Origin of the sequence: Streptomyces sp. NPDC001604, assembly GCF_042893475.1 — a bacterium.
Classification (GTDB): domain Bacteria; phylum Actinomycetota; class Actinomycetes; order Streptomycetales; family Streptomycetaceae; genus Streptomyces.
The window spans coordinates 1-1,615 of sequence record NZ_JBIAUY010000048.1; the positions used below are offsets into that span (position 1 = coordinate 1).

Sequence of the window (1,615 nt, forward strand, 5' to 3'; positions counted from 1 at the left end):
GGTCGGGCGGCGCCGCGCAACCAGAGACGGGCGCCGGGACACCCCAAAGAGTTGGGGTTCCGGAGCCGACTCGGTGCGCCGAGGATTTTCGGTATGGACACCATTGAGCAGAACAAGCAGACCGTGACCGCTTTCATCGACGCGCTGTTCACCAGGGGTGACCTGTCGGCCGTCGACGTCTACCTCGCCGAGGACTTCGTCAACCACGACCCGCCGGTCGGCGTCGGCCCGGACCGGGAGGGCATGCGAGCCGCAGGCGCCCTGTTCCGGCAGGGGTTTCCGGACTGGCATTCCGACCTGGGCCTCCTGATCGGCGAGGGAGACCTGGTGGTCGAGCAGTTCACCGCCTCCGGCACCCAGCAGGGCGAGGTGATGGGCGTCGCGGGTGACGGGCGCACCGTGGTCCTGAAGGGGATCAACATCTTCCGGGTCCGCGACGGCCGGATCGTGGAGCGCTGGGGCCGTCTGGACGACCTCGGACTGTTGCGCCGGCTCGGGCTCGTGCCGACGCCGACCTCGGCGTAGCGTCGACGTCATGGCCACCGGCATCCGGGAGCGACGCGTCGAGCGGCTGATCGACCGCTGCTACGCAGGCCTGGACCTGCCCGAGCTCACCATCGAGGTGCTGCACCGTTTGCCGGACATCCTCCCCCTGGAGGCTGTGTTCTTCGCGTCCGTCGATCCGGCGACCCTGCTGTTCACCTCGACGGCGGCCCAGGAGCCCTTGGACGGCGCCGGTTCCCTCTTCCTGGACAACGAGTACGGGCGCGAGGACGTCAACAAGTTCACCGCGCTCGCCCGAGGACCCGACACGGTCACGTCCTTGGACCGGGCCACTCGCGGTCAGCGCTCCGCCAGCGCCCGCTACCGGGAGATCATGGCCGGCCTGGGCCTGGGGGATGAGCTGCGGGCCGCCCTGATCGCCGGGCGCGACTGCTGGGGCGTGCTGTGCCTGCATCGGGCCGACGGGCAGGCCGGCTTCTCCGGCCAGGACCTCGACGTGCTGCGGAAGATCGCCCCGCACCTGGCCGAGGGCCTGCGCCGTACCGTCGTCCAGGAGACGCTGAGGCGCGAGCGCCCCGCACCGCCGGGCACCCCCGGCGTGATCGTGCTCGACCAGGAGCTCACCCTCGTCTCGATCAGCCCGGACGCCGAGCGGTGGCTCGCCCGGCTGCCCGGCCCCCGGATCGTGGGACTGCCCGTACCCGTGTACTCCGTCGCCGCGCACCTGGCCACCCCCGATGAGGTGCCGGGGTCGGCCGCTGCGGACCGCCACGGATCAGTCCGGCTGCGGACGAGCGACGGTCAGTGGCTGACTCTGCACGCCACCCGGCTGCGGGGCCCTGCGGGGGAGCAGATCGGCGTGGTCGTCGAACCGGCCCCCGCCGCCGAGATCGGATCCCTCGTCCTGGCCGCGCACGGCCTCACCCCGGCGCAGAACCGGGTGACCGCCCTGGTACTGGAGGGCTGCTCGACCCGGGAGATCGTGGAGCGGCTCCACGTTTCCGCCTACACCGTCCAGGAGCACCTGACAGCCGTCTTCGCCCGGTTCGGCGTCCGCAGCCGACGAGAGCTCATCGCCGCGCTCCTCTCCTCGCACCGGCCGAGCCAGGAG

Annotated in this window: 2 protein-coding genes; both read left to right on the top strand. The window is 71.8% G+C overall.

All coding sequences use genetic code 11. From position 1 onward, the window contains the following. Positions 1-93: 93 nt before the first annotated feature. Positions 94-525, top strand: coding sequence for an ester cyclase (locus ACFY1E_RS47885; RefSeq protein ID WP_389088923.1), 432 nt, complete (start codon positions 94-96; stop codon positions 523-525). Between the two features lie 10 nt (positions 526-535). Then, the coding region (locus ACFY1E_RS47890; protein WP_389088926.1) for a LuxR C-terminal-related transcriptional regulator at positions 536-1,615 on the top strand (1,080 nt) is incomplete at its 3' end.

Coding starts and splice junctions, on each gene's coding strand:
- ACFY1E_RS47885 (WP_389088923.1), top strand. CDS start 94: ATGGACACCATTGAGCAGAACAAGCAGACCGTGACCGCTTTCATCGAC.